General features: G+C 66.8%; 12 protein-coding genes. All 12 read right to left on the reverse strand.

What is annotated here, in order from left to right; all coding sequences use genetic code 11:
• Positions 1-24: 24 nt before the first annotated feature.
• The 12 genes from ACQY46_RS21775 to ACQY46_RS21830 all read right to left on the reverse strand — a co-directional run bounded on the left by ACQY46_RS21775 (position 25) and on the right by ACQY46_RS21830 (position 14,814).
• On the reverse strand, positions 25-888 hold the full coding sequence (locus tag ACQY46_RS21775; RefSeq protein WP_428700543.1) for an ABC transporter permease: 864 nt from the start codon (positions 886-888) through the stop codon (positions 25-27).
• A gap of 32 nt (positions 889-920) precedes the next feature.
• Positions 921-1,868: an ABC transporter permease gene (locus ACQY46_RS21780; RefSeq protein ID WP_428698057.1), complete on the reverse strand. Its 948-nt coding sequence runs from the start codon at positions 1,866-1,868 to the stop codon at positions 921-923.
• Positions 1,869-1,911: 43 nt separating this feature from the next.
• A complete protein-coding gene (locus ACQY46_RS21785) occupies positions 1,912-2,712 on the reverse strand; it encodes a glycosyltransferase family 25 protein (protein WP_428698058.1) in 801 nt (266 codons plus the stop codon).
• A 90-nt stretch (positions 2,713-2,802) separates the two neighbouring features.
• A complete protein-coding gene (locus ACQY46_RS21790) occupies positions 2,803-4,314 on the reverse strand; it encodes an ABC transporter substrate-binding protein (protein ID WP_428698059.1) in 1,512 nt (503 codons plus the stop codon).
• Between the two features lie 17 nt (positions 4,315-4,331).
• Positions 4,332-5,480 (reverse strand): ABC transporter ATP-binding protein, encoded by a 1,149-nt coding sequence (locus tag ACQY46_RS21795; RefSeq protein ID WP_428698060.1) that lies wholly within the window; start codon positions 5,478-5,480, stop codon positions 4,332-4,334.
• Positions 5,477-6,496 carry an ABC transporter ATP-binding protein gene (locus ACQY46_RS21800; RefSeq protein WP_428698061.1) on the reverse strand — a complete coding sequence of 340 codons (1,020 nt, stop codon included), beginning with the start codon at positions 6,494-6,496 and terminating at the stop codon, positions 5,477-5,479. The genes ACQY46_RS21795 and ACQY46_RS21800 overlap by 4 nt, the downstream gene beginning before the upstream one ends.
• Entirely contained in the window at positions 6,480-7,193 is a 714-nt protein-coding gene (locus ACQY46_RS21805; protein WP_428698062.1) for a FadR/GntR family transcriptional regulator, read from the reverse strand. Before ACQY46_RS21805 ends, ACQY46_RS21800 begins: the two co-directional genes overlap by 17 nt.
• A 394-nt stretch (positions 7,194-7,587) precedes the next feature.
• Positions 7,588-8,418: a 3-keto-5-aminohexanoate cleavage protein gene (locus ACQY46_RS21810; RefSeq protein WP_428698063.1), complete on the reverse strand. Its 831-nt coding sequence runs from the start codon at positions 8,416-8,418 to the stop codon at positions 7,588-7,590.
• Between the two features lie 138 nt (positions 8,419-8,556).
• On the reverse strand, positions 8,557-10,590 hold the full coding sequence (locus ACQY46_RS21815; RefSeq protein ID WP_428698064.1) for a putative bifunctional diguanylate cyclase/phosphodiesterase: 2,034 nt from the start codon (positions 10,588-10,590) through the stop codon (positions 8,557-8,559).
• 4 nt (positions 10,591-10,594) lie between these two features.
• Positions 10,595-11,080 (reverse strand): molybdopterin-dependent oxidoreductase, encoded by a 486-nt coding sequence (locus ACQY46_RS21820; protein ID WP_428698065.1) that lies wholly within the window; start codon positions 11,078-11,080, stop codon positions 10,595-10,597.
• Positions 11,081-11,404: 324 nt separating this feature from the next.
• Positions 11,405-12,205, reverse strand: coding sequence for an FAD binding domain-containing protein (locus tag ACQY46_RS21825; RefSeq protein ID WP_428698066.1), 801 nt, complete (start codon positions 12,203-12,205; stop codon positions 11,405-11,407).
• 239 nt (positions 12,206-12,444) lie between these two features.
• On the reverse strand, positions 12,445-14,814 hold the full coding sequence (locus ACQY46_RS21830; protein WP_428698067.1) for a xanthine dehydrogenase family protein molybdopterin-binding subunit: 2,370 nt from the start codon (positions 14,812-14,814) through the stop codon (positions 12,445-12,447).
• Positions 14,815-14,937 lie beyond the last annotated feature (123 nt).

Genomic DNA, 14,937 nt, shown 5'->3' on the forward strand with positions numbered 1-14,937 from the left:
CTTGTTGTTTTCCGGTGGAAAGGCTCAGCCCTCGCGCGGATCGAGCGCGTCGCGCAGGCCGTCGCCGAGCAGGTTGAACCCGAGCACGACGAGGAAGATGGCGGCACCCGGCCACCACGCCATCCACGGCGCCTGGGTCATGAAATTCTTGGCCACGTTCAGCATCGAGCCCCAGCTCGGGTTTGGCGGCTGCTGGCCAAGACCGAGGAACGAGAGGCTCGCCTCGGCAATGATCGCGGTGGCGACCGTCAGCGTCGCCTGGACGAGCACCGGTGCAAACACGTTCGGCAGGATGTAGCGTGCCATGATCGCGGTGTCCCGCAGGCCGATGGCGCGTGCGCCCTCGACATAGTCCTCGGTCTTCACCGACAGCACCTGGCCGCGCGTCAGCCGGATGAAGATCGGCGTCGCCGACAGGCCGATGGCGATCATCGCATTGGTAAGGCTCGGCCCGAGAAAGGCCGCAAGCGCGATGGCGAGAATGAGGAACGGCGTCGCCAGCAGTGCGTCGGTGACGCGCGAGATGATCTGGTCGGTCCAGCCGCCGAAATAGCCCGAGACAAGGCCGAAGGGCACGCCGATGACGACCGCGATCAGCACCGAGACGACACCGGCGAGCAGGGAGGCCTGCGCCCCCCAGATCATCCGCGAGAGGATGTCGCGGCCGATCTCGTCAGTGCCGAGCCAGTAGAGCTCCGAAGGCGCCTTGCGCACCGCCGACCAGCTCGTCGCCAACGGGTCGGCAATCGGCAGGATCGGCGCCAGCACGGCGATAGCCACGAAGAAGGCGACCAGCACGAAACCGAACAAGGCGCTCCTGTTGCGCTTCAGCTTCTTCCAGGCGCGGCTTTCCATCCGGATGCCGAGCGTGTCGTCCTCGTCTTCCATGGGGGCGGGAAGCGGGCCCGTTGCTTGCTCGCTCACAGGGAGGCCCTCATGCGCGGGTTGAGCAGGAAATAGAGAATGTCGGCGATGAGGTTCATCAGGATGAAGCCGGCCGCCGTGCACAGCACCACGCCCTGCACCACCGCATAGTCGCGGGTGAAGACGGCATCGACGATCAGCTTGCCGAAGCCGGGAATGGTGAAGATCTGCTCCGTCAGGACGGCGCCGGCGAGCAACTCGCCGAAGAGAAGCGCGCCGAGCGTGACGATCGGCAGCAGCGCGTTGCGGAACGCATGCTTGATGACCACGACGCGCTCGCTCAAGCCCTTGGCCCTGGCCGTGCGCACATAGTCCGCCTTGAGCACGCCGAGCATGGCCGAGCGGGTGTGGCGCATCAATGTCGCGGCCAGCGCCGTGCCGAGCACGAAGGCCGGCATGATCATCGTCTGGAAGGAGCGTACCGGATCTTCCAGAGGCGAGACATAGCCCGATGCCGGCAGCCAGCCGAGCTGCACGGAAACGAGCAGGATAAGCATGATCCCCAGCCAGAAATTGGGAACCGACAGGCCGGAAAGCGCGATGAAGTTGGCGATGTAGTCGATGGGGCCGCCCTTCTTCACCGCCGACAGGATGCCGGTCGGGATGCCGATCGCCATGGCGATGGCCATGGCCATCAGGGCGAGCTGGACGGTCACGGGGAGCTTGTCGGCGATCAACTGCAGCACCGGCTGGTTGGTCCTCAGCGACACGCCGAGATCGCCCTGCACGAGTCCGCCGAGCCAATAGAGATACTGATGGATGATCGGGTCATTGAGCCGGTACTTCTCGCGGATGAAGGCGAGCACTTCCGGATCGCGCTCCTCGCCGGCGAGCACCAGGGCGGGATCGCCCGGCAACAGCTTCTGCAGCGTGAAGACGAAGACCGAAACCAGGATGAGCGTCGGGATCGCAATCAGCAGGCGGCGACCGATGAAGGCAAGCATCACGAGGCTCCGGCGCTGGAGAGGAGGAAGGCGGCAAAGCGGATCATGCGTGCTCCACCACAGCGGTGCGGCGCTGGCCCGCAACGGTCCTCACCTTGTGTGAAAGATCGCGGCAAGCCTGGGCCAGGTCGCCCGCGAACTCGACGAGAACCGGACGGCGGGGCCGTTCCTTGCTCTCGCGCCCGTCGATGAAGCCCGAAGGATCGAACAAGGAGCGTGGATCGGCATGCTTGTGCTCCTGCACGAAGGGTGCCGGATCCATCTGGTAGATCGTGAGGCTGCGGCTCAGCGGCGAGCGCACTGCGAAGAGCATCTCGTCGACGGCATCGCGAAAGCATTCCGTCGCCGCAAGCAGGCGCCGCGCCGCGGCCAGGGTGACGAGGTAGGCGGCCGCGCAGTAGTGCGACGAATACAATCTGACCACGTCGTGACCGGCCTCCCGACTTGCCGCGCGCGTGGCGAGCCGCACCGGCTTGAAGTCGGTCTCCAGCTTGACGATGTCGGCGTCCGCCGGAACCCAGCCATCGGATGCCAGCAGGCTGGCGCCCGCCTGCCCGATCACCACGTCGTCCTCCAGAACCAGCGCGCAGGGCAGGTTCCGCTCGATGATCAGCTGCCAGCACTTGCGATGGCTCAGGAAGCAGGCCACCTCGCCCGGCGTCAGCAGGCCCCAATACCCGGGGCCCGAAACGTGACGCGCGAACTCCGCCTCCCCCAACGCCCGCGCATCGACCGCCGGCACGCGCTCGAACGCGGCGCCGCACTCGCCAAGCCGCGCCTGCATGCGTGCAAGACGGTCGCCCGCGCGGTCTAGATTGATGAGCAGGATCGGAACCGGCGTCATGGAAGGGGTGCACCCTCGGGTCGGAGATGGACAGGAACAGGCGGGACAGGGGAAGGCGGGACCCGGACGAACCGGGTCCCGCGCATCCTGTTACTGCTTGAACTTGACGTTCTCGAGCCGGATCATGCCGTCCGGATAGGCGGTGAAGCCCTCGATCTTGTCGTCCAGCGCCCAGATCCAGGTCTGGTGGTAGAGGTAGATGATCGGCAGGTCCTGCGCGAGGATCTTGCGGGCCGCGTCATAGCTGGCCTTGCGGGTCGCCGTGTCGTTGCTCGTGCGTGCCTTGTCGAGCAGGGCATCGACCTCCGGGTTGCAGTACTTGCTGTCGTTGATGCCGCCCTTGCAGGTCATGAACTGGTGGATATTGCCATCCGGGTCGACACGGCCCGACCAGCCGACCTGGCTCGCCTGGTAGGTGCCGCCCGACTGGTCGGCGAGCAGGCTGGCGAATTCCATCGACTTCAGCTTGACCGAAAAGCCGGCTTCCGCGGCCATCGACTGCACCACCTGCATGAGCTGGGTCTGAACCGGATTGTTGGCGACCTGGACCTCGACCTCGAAGGTCTCGTGGCCGGCTTCCTTCATCAGCTCCTTCGCCCTGGCGATGTCGCGGGCGGGGATCGGCGTCTCCTTGTCGTACCAGGGGCTGGTCGGCGGGAACGGCTGGTTGCCGGGGGCGAAGGCACCCTCGAACACGACCTGGTTGATCGCGTCGCGATCGAGCGTCAGCTCGAAGGCCTGGCGCAGCTTCGCGTCATTGCCGAACGGATTGTCGCCGCGCGCGCCATTGTCGATGTTGATGGTGATGCCCTGGTAGCCGAGGCTGACCGCGTCGGCATAGACAAGACCGGCATCGGACTTGACCGAGGCCGCATCGGTCGCCGCCAGCCGCTCGAGCATGTCGAGATCGCCGGAGCGCAGGTTGGCGAGCCGAACGGTCGTGTCGGGGATCGGCAGGAAGGTGACCGTGTCGAAATGGATCGCCTCGGCGTTCCAGTATTCGGCGAAACGCGTCAGCACGATGCGGTCCTGCTGCACGCGCTGGGTGAAGGAGAACGGACCCGAGCAGACCGGATTGGAGCCGAAATCGGCGCCGGCAGCACCGGCCGCCGTCGGCGACACCATCATGCCGGCACGGTCGGCAAGCTGCGCCAGCAGCGTCGCGTCGGGCTGTGCCAGCGTCATCTTCACCTGATGGGGGCCGCTGACCTCGACGCTCTCGATCGACTTGACCTCGGACTTGCGGCGGCTTTCCGGCAGACCCTTGGAACGCTCGATATTGGCCTTCACCGCCTCGGCGTCGAAGGGGGTGCCGTCATGGAAGGTGACGCCCTCGCGAAGGTCCATGGTCAGGACCTTGCCATCGTCCGACCAGGACCAGGCCGTCGCCAGCTGCGGCACGATCTCGAGGTCCGGCGTGATGTCGACCAGCTTGTCGCAAAGCGAGGCATAGACGATACGCCCGACAAACGTGCGGGACTGGTCCGGATCGAGAACGTCCGGATCCTCCTGGAGGCCGATCCTCAGATCGGCGGCGGCGGCGGGCAGCGCGACAAGCGCGCTGGCGCTCAGAAGCAGGGCTGCAAGAAGACTGTTGCGCATTCTCATGGCTCCTCTGGTCATTTTGGTGACTCTGTCGGTCTGGATCCGGGACGTTGTTCGTTCAGGCGTTCGCTCCTGTCCCGGTAAAGCGAAAGACGTCTGGCGGCGGCCGCACTTGGCTCCGGTTCGGCAAGCGCGGCCGTGCCCTCGCCGGCAACACGCTGCCAGTGATGGCAGGCGACCTGGCGGCCCTCGGATACCTCGACGAGTGCCGGACGCTCCGCCGCACAGCGCGCGTCCGCAAGCGGACAGCGCGTGTGGAAACGGCATCCCTCCGGCGGTGAAAGCGGCGAGGGAACGTCGCCGGAAAGATTGGCGTCCGCCTTGCGGGCGCGCGGGCTGGGGATCGGGATCGCCCGCATCAATGCGCGGGTATAGGGGTGGAACGGCGCATCGTAGAGCACGTCCGTCGCGGCCAGTTCCACCACCTCGCCGAGATACATCACCGCGACCCGGTCGCTCATGTGGCGGATGACGGCAAGGTCATGCGCGATCAGCACCAGCGTCAGGTCGTATTCGCGTTTCAGGTCCTCCAGCAGGTTGATCACCTGCGCCTGGATCGAGACGTCGAGCGCGGAGACCGGCTCGTCGCCGATCAGCACCTTCGGGCCGGACGCCAGCGCCCGGGCGATGCCGATGCGCTGGCGCTGGCCGCCGGAAAACTCGTGCGGGTAGCGGCCCGCATATTCGGCCCTGAGGCCGACCCGGGTGAGCAGCCTGGCCACCTCGCCGCGCCGCCACTTCGCATCGCCAAGGCCATGCACCCGCATCGGCTCCTCGACAATGGCGCCAACGCTCATGCGCGGATTGAGCGAGGAGAACGGATCCTGGAAGACGAATTGCAGGTCCTTGCGCAGCCGCCGCATATCCGCCTTCGGCAGCGCGGCGATGTCCTGCCCGCCATAGAAGACCTCGCCGGCGCTCGGATCGATCAGCCTGAGCAGCAGCCGTGCAAGGGTCGACTTGCCGCAGCCGCTCTCGCCGACAATGGCGAGCGTCTCGCCGCGACGCACACGAAGAGACACCCCGTCGACGGCCCGCACCGACGGTCGCTCGCCGAACAGCTTCCAACCGACCGGAAAGCGCTTCTCGAGCCCGCGGGCCTCCAGGACGATATCCGTCCCGGCGGGGGCAGAAGGAGACACGATGGAGGATGCGGCACTCATGCGGCATCTCCAAAGCTCAGTTCCAGCGGCGCGTGCCGACAGGCGGCCGCATGGCCAGCCGACACCGCGCGCAAGGGCGGCACCTCGGCCCGGCAGACATCGTCGGCAAAGGGGCAGCGCGGCGCGAACCGGCAGCCGTCGGGCATCCGGTCGACCGTCGGCACCATGCCGGGGATCGTCGCCAGCCGGTCGCCGCGATGGCCAAGCGAAGGCACGGAACTGATCAGGCCGAGCGTGTAGGGGTGCTGGGGATCGTCGAAGATCGCCGACACCGGTCCAGCCTCGACGATACGCCCGGCATACATGACCGCCACCTTGTCGGCGATCTCGGCGACGACCCCGAGATCGTGAGTGATCAGCACCAGCGCAGTGCCCGTCTCCTCCTGCAACTCGCGCACAAGGTCGAGGATCTGCGCCTGGATGGTGACGTCGAGCGCGGTGGTCGGCTCGTCCGCGATGAGAAGCTGCGGGTCGTTGGCCAGCGCCATGGCGATCATCACGCGCTGGCGCATGCCGCCCGACATCTGGTGCGGGTAGTCGTCAAGCCGCCGCTCGGCCGCCGGCACCTTGACCCGCCGCAACATCTCCAGCGCCCGGGCGCGTGCCGCGGCCCGTGTTCCACCGCGATGACGGCGCACGATCTCCGCGATCTGGTCGCCGACCGTGTAGACCGGATTAAGCGAGGTCATCGGCTCCTGGAAGATCATCGCCACGCGGTCGCCGCGCAAGGACGCCATTTCGCGGCGCGACAGCGCGAACAGGTCGCGCCCCTCGAACATCGCCCGGCCCGAGACGATCTGCGCCGGCGGCATCGGCAACAGGCCCATCAGCGACAGGGCGGTCACGGACTTTCCGCACCCGCTCTCGCCGACGATGCACAATGTCTCGCCGGGCGCCACGGAAAAGGAAACGCCGTCGACGACATTGGCGCGCGCGCCGGCAAAGCGCAGCGCAAGGTCTTCCACCGCAAGAAGCGGCGCGGCCGGCTCGCAGGAACGGTCAGCCGGCATCGGCATGCCCCTCGACGCTTTGCAGCATCAACCGTTCCTGCAGCGACAGGAGGTGCCTGCGCATCACCTGTTCGGCCGCCACCGGATCGCGTCGCTCGATTGCGTCGACCAGTTCGCCGTGCTGCGAATGATAGAGCCGGGTGGAACTCGGCGTGCGCAGCGCCTCGCGCACATGCCGCCAGTTGTCGTCCTGGCGGACCCGGTCGACCACGTCGAACAACGCCAGGAACAGCGTGTTGCCCGCCGCCATCGCGACCGCCCGGTGCAGGGAACTGTCCCACAACTCGCGGCTGTCCATGTCGCCGGCCTCGATGACCTTGACGGCGATCTCGCGCATGCGGGCGATTTCGGGGGCCGTGGCGCGCAGCGCCGCCAACCGGGCCAGCGCCGGCTCGATGCGAAGCCGCACCTCCATCACCTCGAACATGTTGCTCATTTCCGGAAGCTGCCGGATGCGGCTCTCGGTGCGGCTGCGGGCGGCGGCGATGAAGGTTCCCGCTCCCTGCCGGCGCCAGATGCGCCCCTCCGCCTCCATCACATCGAGCGCGCGGCGCACCGCGCGACGGCCGACGCCGATTTCTTCCGCCAGCTCCCGCTCGGTCGGCAGCTGCTCGCGCGCCTCGCGCTCCAGCTGATCGACGATGACCCTGAGCCGCTGCAGCGCCAGGCTGGAATTGCGTTCTGTCTGGTTCTCGTCTGCCAAGGACGCCGACCCCGGTTGCACCTTTTTTTATATTGGTTCCATTATTGGCGCAGACCGGCACAGCTGGCAAGCCTGTCGCCACCGTCTCTGTCCCTGTTCTTGCAAAAGGGCCGCTCCCGCCGAAATTTTCACCCTCCTGCCCGCACGAATGCCGACAGTTTCGGCAAGCGCGAGCCATCCCGGCGGATCCGGCTTCAGAACCAATACGAAATTGGTTCATTTCCACCCACCTTGCATGCCGACAAACAAAAAGGGCGAGGCGCCTGACGCCTCGCCCTTTCGGACTTTGGGATTTTGGGATTTTGGGACTTTATCGAAACCTGCGCCGAACAGCGGGACTGCAGCCGATCCGGCCCGCCGACTGGTTCAGGCGGGCAGGTTCAGGCGGGCAGGTTCAGGCGGCGGCAAGACCCAGCATCTTGCGGGCCTCGGCGACACTGGCCGGATGACGGCCGTATTCCGCGCAAAGATCGGCGGTGCGCTGCACCAGCGCGGCATTCGAGGGGGCAAGCCGGTCCTTGTCGAGACGCACATTGTCCTCCAGCCCGGAGCGGCAATGGCCGCCGAGTTCCAGGCTCCAGCGGTTGAGCTCGATCTGGTTGCGACCGATGCCGGCGCCCGTCCAGGTCGCCTCGGGCATCAGCCGCTTCAGTGTCTCGACATAGAACTCGAACACCGCCCGGTCCGCCGGCATGGCGTTCTTGACGCCCATCACGAACTGCACGTGAAGCGGGCCCTTCAGCCGCCCGTCCTTCGCCATCGACGCCGCCTGGAAGACATGCGAGAGGTCGAAGGCCTCGATCTCGGGCTTGACGTTGTAGGCCAGCATTTCCGAAGCCAGCCAGTCGACCAGGTCCGGCGGATTCTCGTAGACGCGGGTCGGAAAATTGTTGGAGCCGACCGACAGCGAGGCCATGTCGGGGGCAAGCGGCAGCATGCCGCCACGCGCCTTGCCCGCACCCGAACGGCCGCCGGTCGAAAGCTGGATGATCATGCCCGGGCAATGGGCCTTCAGCCCCTCCACGAGCCGGGCGAAACGCTCCGGATCGGAGGTCGGCGTGCCGTCCTCCTCGCGCACATGGCAATGGGCAATGGTCGCGCCGGCCTCGAACGCGGCATGGGTGCTTTCCACCTGCTCGGAGATGGTGATCGGCACGGCCGGGTTGTCGGCCTTTTGCGGCACGGAACCGGTGATGGCGACGCAGATGATGCAAGGCTCGGACATGGACGAGCGATCCTCCCTGAGAGGCGCCGGCAGGCTCCCGCGCCCGCAGGAACATCGACATCGGGCAGGTCCGGCGCGGGGATCTGGTTAGCAGCTTCGCCGGCCGACGGCAATTGCAGGGGCCGCGCATGGCGCGGATCAGACCGCCCCGCGCACCGGCGACAAAGGCGAGGCCGGCCGCACCACCGCGGTCGCCGCCTCGCGCGAGGCAAAGCCGCGCAGCATCAGCGCAGGCAGGTCGCCGACCGGCATCGGGGCCCCGAACAGGAACCCCTGCGCAATCCGGCAGCCGGCCTCCGTCAGCAGATCGACCTGCTGGCGGGTCTCCACCCCCTCGACCGTTACGGCGATGTCGAGCCGACCGGCCAGCTCCAGGATGGAGGTGACGATCGACAGACTGTGCCGATCGCTTTCCAGCGACTGCACGAAGCTGCGGTCGATCTTCAACTCGTCCCAGTCGAAGCTGCGCAGATAGGACAATGCCGAATAGCCGGTGCCGAAATCGTCAAGCGAGATGGCAACGCCAAGCGCCTTCAGCCGCGACAGGGTGGCGATCGCCCGCGTCGTGTCCTTCATCACGACGCTTTCGGTCACCTCCAGCTTCAGCCGCGAGGCCGGCAGGCGGCTGCGCTTCAGCACTGCCGCGACCGTGTCGACCAGATCGTCGCGGGCGAGCTGTGCAACGGAGAGATTGACGGCGACCGGCACGTCGAGCGGCAACGCGACCGCATCGCGGCAAGCGGTCTGCAGGATGCGCTCGCCGATGTCGATGATGTGGCCGGACGCCTCGGCGATGGGAATGAACTCGCTTGGCGCGATCCAGCCGAGCTGGCTGTGGCGCCAGCGGGCAAGCGCCTCGAGGCCGACGATGCGGCCGGTTTCCATGTCCACCTGCGGCTGGTAATGGGCCGCGATATCGCCGTTCTCCAGTGCCCCCTCGATGCCGTCCTCGATCAACCGGCGGCGGGTCGCGTCGGCCCGCATCGAACCGTTATAGAGCTGCACCCGGCCCTTGCCCGTCGCCTTGGCATGGCTGAGCGCCAGGTCCGCGTTCTGCAGCAGCGAGCTTCCGCTCTCCCCCTCGCGGACCAGCGCCACGCCGATCGTGGCGTTGACGACCACATTGCCGCCGCTCAGCGCATGCGCCTCGTGCAGCCCCTCGATCAGCTGCCGTGCACGTGCCTGCGCCTCGCGCTCGCCGTCGGTGACCCCGACGAGCACGGTGAACTCGTCGCCGCCAAGCCGCGACACCAGCGCCCCTCCGCCCCAGGCGGCGACAATCCGGCGCAGCCGCTCGGCAACCGAGCGCAACAGGTCGTCGCCCGAGGCATGACCGAGAATGTCGTTCACCGCCTTGAAGCCGTCGAGATCGAGCGCCAGCACCGTCAACCGCCCGCGACGCCCGGCCGGATCCTCGCCAAGCGCGGCTTCCAGCGCATCGTGAAAGGCGAGACGGTTGGGAAGTTTCGTCAGCGGGTCGTGTCGCGCGGCGAACTCGAACTCGCGGGCCGCCGTCTCCGCGCTCGAGCGCGCCCGCTTCAGCGAGCGGGCCTGCATCGACATGAAGACGAGCAGGATGGCGCCGAAGGCGATGAGCAGTTCGACCAGCACGTTCTGCAGCCGCTGGCGCTGGAACAGGGCCTGGCGGATCTCCTGGGCCTCGACCAGGTTGCTCATCAAGGCCTCGCCGCCGATGCGGTCGATCACGCGCACCGCCTCGGCCAGCACCGTGTCGATGCGTGTCAGCGCCGCCTTGTCCGGCAGCGCCGCGTAATCGCTTTCGATGCCCTGGACAAGGCCGTCGAGATGGTCGAGCGCGTCCTTTCGGGACGGCGCCGCGGCGACAAAGGCGCCGAACGCGCCCGACGACCATGTGTCCACCCGGCTGGCCAGGATATTGTAGAAGAGCCAGGCTTCTTCCGCGTCCTCGACCTTGCCGCTGGCCGCGTATCGCGACAGGCGCTCGCGCGCCGTGATCGCGTCGACCCGGCCGTTCAACCCGGACATGGCAATGTCGTAGCGCATCGACTTCTCGAAAGCGCCGCTCGTCGTCAGCACCGATTCCGCATGCACCAGGATGGCGAGCACCAGCAGCCCCAGAACGAGGATGCCGACGTGTCGGAACCGGTCCCCTATCGACCCGCTCCGTCGCAGGAAGGACGGAAAGCGCATGGGTTCACTTCACGTTGATGCGGCGCAACTGCCAGATGGAACGCGAGTAATAGAGCTCGTTCTTGAGCTCGGGAAAGCGGTCGAAGGGATAGATGACGAAAAGCGGCCCCTTGTCGCGCACGCCCAGATAGGCGCCATCCGCCTTGAAGGCGAGCAGCGCGTCATAGGCGGTGAAATCCGATATCGGAATCTCCGCATAGAAATTGTTGAGGGCGATTCCCTCGATCCGCTCGCCGGTCGCACCGACATGCGCCATCAGGTCGGCAAGGCGCACGCCCTCGAACGTCACGGTCTTGTCGTGCCAGGGCGTCGACGTCGTCACGCTGGTGACGCCGAGCTTCTCAAGGTCGGAAATGCTAAAATCGCGGGGCGCATCGCTTTCGATTCGCCCTTCCACGGTCAGGACGACCGGGCCGTCGGAACGGGCAGGACCCGCCAGAACAAGTCCAAGACCTGCCACAACTAACAATAATACGTACCGGATCGACATGATCACCCTCCGTCGGAGTGCTGATATTTTCAATCGAATACCCTCAATCCATTCCGGTTGCGGGCCTCGCCGTTTCGATTTTCAGTATCATACTACAAGATGAAGGCAAATTTTGGATTAAATACTTATTAGCACGCTTTTGTATTTACTTTTTGTTAACCATAATTCAATTTCAAAGACAGGAAACAATACCATCGAACAGCGAAACGGCCCGTGGATTTTCCACGGGCCGTTTTGTTCTGGTGCCCGGGTTCTGGTGTTTGGGTTTTGGCGTCCGGGTTCTGGTGTTTGGGTGTTTTGGCGCGTCCGGTTTGTGCTTTTGGTTCAGGGGGCGAGTTTTGCCGCGGCGCGCTTTGCCATGACGGCGATGAGGTTGGCGCGGTATTCGGCCGACCCGTGGATGTCGGCGATGAGGGTGCCCGGATCGGTGGTGACGCCGGCTGCGGCCTGCGGCGTGAGGCTTTCGGCAAGCGCTGCCTCCAGGCCCTCATGGCGGAAGACGCCGCTGGCGCCGGCGCCGGTGACGGCGGCACGGATGCCCTCGCCGGTCCTGGCGAGGAACACCCCGGCCATGGCATAGCGCGAGGCCGGGTTGGGGTATTTGGCATAGGCGCACGAGGCGCATGCGGGGAAGATCACCGCGGTGACGATCTCGCCCTCCTCCAGCGCCGTCTCGAACAGGCCGGTGAAGAAGTCGGCGGCCGCGATCTCGCGCCGGTCGGTGACGATGGTGGCGCCAAGCGCCAGGGCGGCGGCCGGATAGTCGGCGGCCGGGTCGTTGTTGGCCAGCGAGCCGCCGATCGTGCCGCGATGGCGCACATGCGGATCGCCGATATGCCCGGCCAGCTCGGCAAGCCCCGGCGCCAGCCGGCGCACCAGATCGGAAGCCGCGACCTCCGCATGGGTTGTCGCCGCGCCGATGCGCAGGGCGCCGCCGGTCTCGGCAATGCCCTTCATCTGCGCCACATGGGCGACATCGACCAGATCCGAGGGCGCGGCAAGCCGCTGCTTCATCGTCGGCAGCAGGGTCTGCCCGCCCGACAGGATCTTCGCCTCCTCGGCCCCTGCAAGCTTCAAGGCCGCGTCCGCCACGCTCGTTGCCCGGTGATAGGTGGTCTCGTACATGTCCCTCTCCCTCGTTGCGCTGCCGGCTTGCGGCCCGCGCCCATATCGCCTTGCCAGTCTGAGCCGGCCAGTCCGAGCCGGCCAGTCACGTCAGACCAGTCACCTCAGATCAGTCTGGCCCGCCTGAGCTGATCGCCTGAACCGGCGGCCTGGCCCGCGGGCCCGGCCTGTTCTGTCCCGTTTGCGCAGCGCGGAACACCGCGCTGCTTGTTGTCCCTCTCCGGTCGCTGGCCGGCGGCCTATTCGGCGGCTTGTGCCGGCTGCACGCTCTTCAGCGCCCGCCACACCGCCTGCGGCGTTGCCGGCATCTCCAGCGCATTGGTGCCGATCGCATCGGTGATCGCGTTGATCACCGCCGGCGGCGAGCCGATCGCCCCCGCCTCCCCGCAGCCCTTCATGCCCAGCGGATTGCCCGGGCATTCCGTCACCGTCGTCATCAGCCGGTAGGAGGGCACGTCGTCCGCGCGCGGCATCGTGTAGTCCATGTACGAGCCCGACAGAAGCTGCCCGTCCCCGTCATAGGCGGCGTTCTCCATCAAGGCCTGGCCGATGCCTTGCGTCAGCCCGCCATGCACCTGCCCCTCGACGATCATCGGGTTGATGATCGTGCCGAAGTCGTCCGCCGCCACGAAGTCGACGATCTCCACCTTGCCCGTCTCCGGGTCCACTTCCACCTCGCACGCATAGGTGCCGGCCGGGAAGGTGAAGTTGGTCGGATCGTAGAACGCTCCCTCCTTCAGCCCCGGCTCCATGCCTTCGGGCATGTTGTGCGCCGTGTAGGCCGCAAGCGCCACCTGGAAGAAAGGAAGCTCCTTGTCCGTGCCGGCCACCTTGAACGTGCCGCCCTCCACCGTGATGTCGCCTTCCGAGGCCTCCATCAGGTGGGCCGCAAGCTTCTTCGCCTTCGCCTCCACCTTGTCCAGCGCCTTGACGATCGCCGACATGCCGACAGCCCCCGAGCGCGACCCGTAGGTGCCCATCCCGAACTGCACCTTGTCCGTGTCGCCATGCACGATCGAGACCGTGTCGAGACCCACCCCGAAGCGCTCCGCCACAAGCTGGGCAAACGTCGTCTCGTGCCCCTGGCCATGGCTGTGCGAGCCGGTCAGAACCTCGATCGTGCCGACCGGATTGACCCGCACCTCGGCGGATTCCCACAAGCCGACGCCCGCGCCCAGCGAGCCGACCGCCTGGCTCGGCGCGATGCCGCAGGCCTCGATGTAGCAGGACAGCCCCAGCCCGCGCAGCTTGCCGCGCCGCGCCGCCTCCGCCTTGCGGCCGGCAAAGCCCGCCTGGTCGATCGCGCCAAGCGCTGCATCCAGCGAAGCGTCATAGTCGCCCGCGTCGTAGCACATGATCACCGGCGTCTGGTGCGGGAAGGACCGGATGAAGTTCGCCCGCCGGAACGCGGCAGGCTCCATCCCCACCTCGCGCGCCGCCGTCTCCATCATCCGCTCCAGCAGGTAGGTCGCCTCCGGACGCCCCGCCCCGCGATAGGCATCGACCGGCACCGTGTTGGTGTAGACCGTCTTCACGTTGGCGTGGATCGCCGGGATGTCATACTGCCCCGACAGCAGCGTCGCGTAGAGATAGGTCGGCACCGACGACGAGAACAGCGACATGTAGGCGCCAAGATTGGCCACCGTCTTCACACGAAGCCCGGTGATCCGGTTGTCGGCGTCGAGCGCCATCTCCGCTTCCGAATAGTGGTCGCGCCCATGCGCGTCGGTCAGGAACGCCTCCGTCCGGTCGCAGGTCCACTTCACCGGAACCCCGGTCTTCTTCGACGCCCACAGGCAGACCATCTCTTCCGGATAGATGTAGATCTTCGAGCCGAAGCCGCCGCCCACATCCGGCGCGATCACCCTGAGCTTGTGCTCCGGCGCGATGTTGTAGAAGGCCGACAGCACCAGACGCGCCACATGCGGGTTCTGCGAGGTCGTCCACAGCGTGTAGTGTTCCTCGGCCTCGTCGTAGTCGGCAAGGGCGGCACGCGGCTCCATCGGGTTGGGCACAAGCCGGTTGTTGCGGATCTCCATCCGCGTCACATGCGCGGCGGAGGCGAAGGCCGCATCGGTCGCGGCTGCATCGCCGATCTCCCAGTCGTAGATCAGGTTGCCGGGCGCTTCCTCGTGCAGCTGCGGCGCGCCCTCCTTCAGCGCGTCGAGCGCATCGACCACCGCCGCAAGCGGCTCGTAGTCGACCTCGACCGCATCGGCCGCATCGCGTGCCTGCGCCTTCGTCCCGGCGACGACCACCGCCACCGCCTGGCCGACATGGCGCACATGCTCGCTCTCCAGCGCCCGCCACGCCCCCATCTTCATCGGGGTGCCGTCCTTCGAGTGGATCATCCAGCCGCAGATCAGGTTGCCGACCCCGTCCGCGACAAGCTCCTGCCCGCTCAGCACCGCGATCACCCCGGGCATGGCGCGCGCCGCCGCCGCGTCGATCCCCCTCACCTTCGCATGGGCATGGGGCGAGCGCACGAACGCCGCATGCGCCATCCCCGCAACGCTCATGTCATCCGTGTAGCGCCCCTTGCCGGTGATGAAGCGCTTGTCCTCGCGCCGGCGAACCCGCGCACCGATACCCTCAACCGAACCTGCCATCTCGTCCTCCCTCGCAGCGGACCTTCGCGCTCCCTCGCACCCCGTTCCTTCCCCCGCACCGGGGCAAGGCCGGAGCCGGGGCCGGTCCGCAAAACCGTTCCCCGAATATGCTCTCTTGCCGTC

Origin of the sequence: Stappia sp., assembly GCF_965276915.1 — a bacterium.
Taxonomy (GTDB): domain Bacteria; phylum Pseudomonadota; class Alphaproteobacteria; order Rhizobiales; family Stappiaceae; genus Stappia.